The sequence below is a fragment of the Limnohabitans sp. Rim8 genome (assembly GCF_945869175.1).
Classification (GTDB): domain Bacteria; phylum Pseudomonadota; class Gammaproteobacteria; order Burkholderiales; family Burkholderiaceae_C; genus Limnohabitans_A.
Genome location: NZ_CAMBNZ010000124.1, coordinates 1 through 5,667, shown reverse-complemented (window position 1 = coordinate 5,667; position 5,667 = coordinate 1). Strand labels below are relative to the sequence as shown.

General features: G+C 55.6%; 6 protein-coding genes. 4 read left to right on the top strand and 2 right to left on the bottom strand.

Annotation, left to right across the window (positions count from 1 at the left end; genetic code table 11):
* Together Q0O19_RS13680 and Q0O19_RS13675 are read right to left on the bottom strand one after the other, a co-directional pair.
* Positions 1–536: alcohol dehydrogenase catalytic domain-containing protein (locus tag Q0O19_RS13680; RefSeq protein ID WP_295523874.1), on the bottom strand; the 536-nt coding region annotated here is incomplete at its 3' end.
* 142 nt (positions 537–678) lie between these two features.
* Positions 679–1,521 (bottom strand): enoyl-CoA hydratase/isomerase family protein, encoded by an 843-nt coding sequence (locus Q0O19_RS13675; protein ID WP_295523873.1) that lies wholly within the window; start codon positions 1,519–1,521, stop codon positions 679–681.
* Between the two features lie 131 nt (positions 1,522–1,652).
* Here Q0O19_RS13675 and Q0O19_RS13670 point away from each other — a divergent pair, with 131 nt between their 5' ends.
* The 4 genes from Q0O19_RS13670 to Q0O19_RS13655 form a co-directional block, all read left to right on the top strand.
* Positions 1,653–2,402 carry an SDR family NAD(P)-dependent oxidoreductase gene (locus Q0O19_RS13670; protein ID WP_295523872.1) on the top strand — a complete coding sequence of 250 codons (750 nt, stop codon included), beginning with the start codon at positions 1,653–1,655 and terminating at the stop codon, positions 2,400–2,402.
* The gene (locus Q0O19_RS13665; RefSeq protein WP_295523870.1) at positions 2,399–3,388 is read left to right on the top strand and encodes a PDR/VanB family oxidoreductase; all 990 of its coding nucleotides are present in this window, start codon (positions 2,399–2,401) and stop codon (positions 3,386–3,388) included. Before Q0O19_RS13670 ends, Q0O19_RS13665 begins: the two co-directional genes overlap by 4 nt.
* A complete protein-coding gene (locus Q0O19_RS13660) occupies positions 3,385–4,599 on the top strand; it encodes a cytochrome P450 (protein ID WP_295523868.1) in 1,215 nt (404 codons plus the stop codon). Before Q0O19_RS13665 ends, Q0O19_RS13660 begins: the two co-directional genes overlap by 4 nt.
* A 26-nt stretch (positions 4,600–4,625) precedes the next feature.
* Positions 4,626–5,667, top strand: a 1,042-nt coding sequence (locus Q0O19_RS13655; protein WP_295523866.1) for a thiolase family protein, incomplete at its 3' end; no start/stop codon positions are given.

Below are 5,667 nucleotides of genomic sequence, written 5' to 3'. Positions count from 1 at the left end.
GGTCGGCGCACCACATTGATCAACAGGATGCCCAAGTGGGACGCCAGCTGCCGAGTGCATTGACCCACAGCAGAGTTGGCGGCATTTTGAATGACCCATTGACCGGGCTGGAGGGTGACTTGGTGCTGCAGGAGTACCCAAGCAGTTGCCGGGTTGGCGGCGAGCATGGCTTGCTGCAGCACGTTGGCATGGGATGGCACCGGGACCAGTGAGCGTCTTTGAACCACCAGTTCATCGGACCAAACGCCAAATACGCCGATGGGCAGCACCCGTTCGCCGGGTTGCAAGTCCGCGACTTCACTGCCCGTTTCGAGCACCACAGCAACTCCCTCATGGCCCGGCACGTAGGGCAGTTCGGGTTGATGGCCATACTGCCCATTCATTTGCAGCAGGTCTGCCGGGAGAATATTCATGGCCAGCATGCCGATGCGTACTTCCGTTGACGCAAGGGGCGCGCGATGATTCTCGCGAATGCGAATGCGCTCTGCCAGCGGTCTGCCCGGCGATGTGCTCATGACCTCAGCGGCACGGGGCATAAGTGTTTCAGGTGATGGTTGGCGCATGGCTTGAGCGTTTTCTATCGGGTTTTAGAGTCGATACTGCAGGGGCAAGTGGCTGCCGAAGGCGGCTTCAGAGCCTGGATGGTCAGCAGATGGGTGGGTTGAAAGCCCACGGGCATCAGGGCTTGAGGTGCGCTGGTGGCTCTGCAATCGTGCGCTTTCCACTGACCACATCTTCCATCAGCGGCTGTGCCGTGGGGTCGACCATGCAGTCGCAAAAAAGGGTACGTTCTGCAGCCAGCCCGTCTGAATGACTCCAGCGGGGGGCGTTCCTGACCAGTTTTTTGATGTTGGCACAGGCTCTGAAGGGGACGGCCTCTATTTGGCCTGCAAGTCGCATGGCTTCGGCCATCACATCATCGGTGCAAGCGGAGACCAATCCGGCCGAAAGCAGCTCTTGGGGGCTGAAAACCTTGGCTGTCAGCAGATTGAAAAGTGCGGGGCCAGTCCCGATTAGCGAGGCCATGGCTTGTGTGCCGCCTGCGCCAGGCAGCAGGCCCAAATTCAGTTCGGGCAGTCCCAGTTGGTAATCGCCATTTTGTGCCAGTCGAATGTCACACCCCAGTGCCAGTTCAAAGCCACCACCCATGGCGGTCCCGTTGAGGGCTGCAATGAAAATCAGTGGGCTGTTTTCAATGCGCTCGATGCAGCGGTGAATCACGCTTTTCGGGACAGGACGCTCCATTGAAAACGATTTGCCCCGTTCAAGCATGGCCTGGGATCGTTTTTGAAGGATCGCCACGTCGTAATGTCGAACGAACATGCCTGGCTCCGCGCCTGTGATGACCACAACGCGCCCATCTTTGCAGGCCTCCAGCGTGTCCAGCGCCTGTATCAGTTCGGACTCCATCGCCTCGTCCATGAAACCCTGAGGTGGGTTGAAAAGACGAACGACGGCAGTGGTGCCTTGTCGGGTCAAGGACAGGCGTGAGCCTGCCCAGTCTGCTTGAGAGGTTTGCATGCAGGGGCTCCAGTCAAAATCAACAGGGATTCAAAAGTCTTGGCAATGATGCTGATTAAGCCAAAAAATGTTTGTGGCAACTGCCAACCAACCACTTGTTTGGTCAATTTCATTCTGCTAAGCTTATCAGCATGAATGAGTTAATCAATACCGCAGTGGTGACCGGTGGCGCATCGGGTCTTGGCCAAGCGTTGGTGAGCAAGTTGACCGCCAACGGCGTGAATGTGACTGTTTTGGATCGGCATGACGGCCCCCCCCAAGCATCCGTTCGGTATGTGATTTGTGATGTCACCTCTGAAGCTGAAGTGAAGCAAGCCTTGAATGAGTCGGCCCAACAATTTGGGGCTGCTCGGCTGATCGTGAACTGCGCGGGTGTCGGCAAAAACGCCCGATTGCTTGGCCGCAAGGGTGTCCACACTCTGGAGCTCTTTCGCGAAGTCATGGAGGTGAATGTGCTGGGCACATTCAATGTGCTGCGCCTAGCGGCAGAACAGTTGATCGACCTGCCTTTGACTGAAAACGGTCAAAGGGGGGTGATCATCAACATTTCATCGATCGCTGCATTTGATGGGCAGATCGGACAGGCGGCGTATTCAGCTTCGAAGGCGGCGGTCGCAGGCATGACCTTGCCGCTGGCCAGAGAGTTGGGAAAGCATGCGATACGCGTGGTCACCATTTGCCCCGGCGTTTTCATGACGCCCATGGTGGAGGCCCATGTCTCGCAGGACGTGCTTGATGGCTTGTTGCAAAACGCAGCGTGGCCCAAGCGCCCTGGCAAGCCAGAAGAGTTTGCAGAGTTTGTCATGGCTGTTGCTGCCAACCCAATGGTCAATGGCGAAACCATTCGACTCGATGGCGGACTCAGGATGCCCCCGCTATGAATCCAGCATCGGCAGGCTTTACCGAATTGGCCGTGGTGAATTGGTCCATTCAGGGCGCCAACGTTTTGGTCGCCGAACTCTCAAGGCTTGATGGAACTGAGCTTCCCAAATGGGAAGCTGGAGCGCACATTGACATCAAGGCGATCGATCGCAAGGGCCATGGGGTGGTCAGGCAGTATTCCTTGTGCAGCCGCCATGGCGAGAGTAATTGGCGCATTGCGGTGTTGGGCGATCCCCATGGCAGTGGTGCATCGCTGAATCTTCAAAACGACATCAAGGCCGGACAAACACTGAAAGCGCGTGGCCCCCGAAATTTTTTTGCTTTGCAATCGGATGACCACCCGGTTGTATTGGTTGCCGGGGGGATAGGCATCACCCCCATCTTGGCCATGGCCGAAACCCTCAGTTCACAAAAAAGAAAATTTCGTCTTCACTACCATGCCCGAAGCCATGAGCGTGCAGCTTTCGTTGATGAGCTCAAGTCCTCAAGCTACGCCGGTAATGTGACTTTTTCATTTGATGATGAAAACTCTTCAGGCATCGCAGAAATTTTCTCTGATGCAGATGCTCATGCATGGCTTTACACCTGTGGACCAGCAGGCTTCATGAATGCGGTGATGGGTGCGGCTAAAGCGGCAGGTGTGCAAGACACAAAAATAAGAAAAGAACTTTTTGGCGGATCGACGGAGTCAATTTCAGGAGGATCTGTACCTATGGATCAAGCGTTCACCATCAAGATTCAATCAACGGGTGCCATGGTGGAGGTGCCCGTTGGCTTGACGGCAGTTCAGGCACTTTCTGCGGCGGGCATTGAGGTGCTGGTTTCGTGTGAACAGGGCCATTGCGGGTCTTGTTTGACGTCGGTTCTCGAGGGCACTCCAGATCACCGTGATCAATTCATGTTGCCGGAAGAGCACGAAAAAAATGACGCTTTCACACCCTGCTGCTCTCGTTCGTTAACGCCTTGTCTAGTGCTTGATTTATGAATGAACCCCTTGTCTACGATCCATCCAACGATGCGATCAGAACCAATCCTTTCCCCTTTTACGAGGCCTTGCAGGAGAGGGATCCGGTGCACTGGAGTCCTGCGATCAAGAGCTGGATCATCACGCGTTACGACGATGTCCGGCAGGTGGCCACGTCGTCTAATATGTCGTCGGATCGCTTGCGGCCTTTTTACGAGGCCTTGAAAGACGAGCGGCGCGACATTCTTTCTGGGGTGATGCGCTACCTGAATGAGTGGTTGGTGTTCAAGGCGCCGCCTGAACACACCCGGCTGCGAAAGATGATGAATGTGGTGTTCTCGCTCCAGCTGATTCAGTCGCGCGAAGTGGCCATCCGAAAGACAGTGGAGCAATTGCTGGAAGCCGTGGACCCATCGCGAGAGGTGGACTTCGTGGAGAAAGTCGCTGTGCTGCTGCCAGCCTATGTCATTTTGGACATGATGGGTTTGCCGCGTGAGGACTTTGCTGAGATCAAGCAGTGGTCTGATGACTTGCGTTTGTTTATTGGCACATCGCGTACCGAAGAAGACAAGTACAGAAAAGCCAGAGATGGTGCCGATCGCATGTCTTCTTATTTCCGCGACGTGATTGCACAAAGGCGCACTTCTCCTGGCGACGATGTCATCACGGACATGGTGAACGCTACAGATGCGAGTGGTTCTTTGAGCGAGGATGAGTTGGTGGCCATGAGCATGCTCGTCTTGTTTGGGGGGCATGAAACGACAACCAGCTTGCTGGGCAGTGCCGTTGTGGCACTGATTGAGCACCCGGAGCAAAAGCAAAAACTTCACGATGAACCCGCGCTGATCGATGCTGCCGTTGAAGAGTTCTTGCGCTACGACGGGCCCAGCAACAGCATTGCGCGAGTGGCTGCGGTCGATCATGAGTTGCATGGCAAAAAATTGATGGCGGGTGATCGTGTGTTTGCAATGATCAATGCAGCCAACAGAGACCCGCGTCGATTCGATCGGCCGCATGAGTTGATTCTGGACCGCACCCCAAATCGGCATTTGACCTTTGGTCAAGGTCTTCACTTTTGTCTTGGCGCTCCTTTGGCGAGGCTCGAGGCCAAGGTGTGCATCGGATCACTGGTGGCCCAATACCCTGCCATGCGCTTTGGGCAAGGCGAAGTGAAGTGGTTGGATGCCTTGGTCATGCGTGGCCCCACGCAGTTGCCCTTGGTTCTCAGTTAAACAAGTTCGAACTCTGGAGGTTCCTCATGAGCGATGTTTATGTGATGGGTGTTTCGTGCACGCCTTTTGGCAAGCAGGCCGACAAAACATTTAAAGACCTCACCCGAGACGCGTTAATGGGTCTGCTCTCTGATACGGGGGTTGATGTCGCCCAGCAAATTGAGCAAGCCTGGTTTGGCAATTGCGGCATGGGCACCTTTGGGCAACGCAATATCCGGGGTCAGGTGTGCTTTACGCCCCTGGTGCGCGAAGGCATTTTTCCGGAAAGGGTGCCGCTCATCAACGTTGAAGGCGGCTGTGCGACGGCCTCCATGGCGTTTCATGGTGCGTACAAAGACATCCTCTCTGGCGAGTGTGACTTGTCACTGGCCATGGGTGTTGAAAAAACATTTTTCCCGGGAGATCCTGAGCGCACCATGGAAATTTTTCAAGGTGGGATTGACCAGCTTGATCCGCACGAGTGGCAGGCGTATTACCTGAAGGCGGGCGAGCAATCGGGCAAACCTTTTGTGACCAACAGCGGGGGCGGGACCTTATTCATGGACACCTATGCCATGCAGGCCGCGTACCACATGAAAACTTTCGGCACGACGCGTGAGCAGATTGCCTATGCGTCTTCCAAAAACCACGCCATGGGGGCCTTGAATCCCAATGCGCAGTACCGGTTCACCATCACACCGGAGGAGGTGCTCAATGATCGGGAGATCAGTTGGCCTCTAACCCGTGCCATGTGCTCACCCGTGGGTGATGGGGCGGCTGCGGCTTTGCTTTGCTCGGGGCGTTTTTTGCGTGAATTACCCAAGCGTGTTCAGGAGCGGGCCATTGCGGTCAGTGCCAGCGTGTTAACGGGTGGCAAGTACCGTGACCTGGCCGAGCCAGGCCTGTCGCACGTGGCGGCCAAAAAGGCTTATGCGAAGGCGGGCTTGAGGCCGTCAGACATTGACATTGCCGAGGTGCATGATGCGACATCGTTTTGTGAGATCTACCAGGCGGAAATGCTGGGATTTTGTGAGGTCGGTCAGGGCGGCGCTTTTGTGGCCAGTGGTGCCACTTCTTTGGGGGGTGACC

Coding starts and splice junctions, on each gene's coding strand:
- Q0O19_RS13675 (WP_295523873.1), bottom strand. CDS start 1,521: ATGCAAACCTCTCAAGCAGACTGGGCAGGCTCACGCCTGTCCTTGACC.
- Q0O19_RS13670 (WP_295523872.1), top strand. CDS start 1,653: ATGAATGAGTTAATCAATACCGCAGTGGTGACCGGTGGCGCATCGGGT.
- Q0O19_RS13660 (WP_295523868.1), top strand. CDS start 3,385: ATGAATGAACCCCTTGTCTACGATCCATCCAACGATGCGATCAGAACC.
- Q0O19_RS13665 (WP_295523870.1), top strand. CDS start 2,399: ATGAATCCAGCATCGGCAGGCTTTACCGAATTGGCCGTGGTGAATTGG.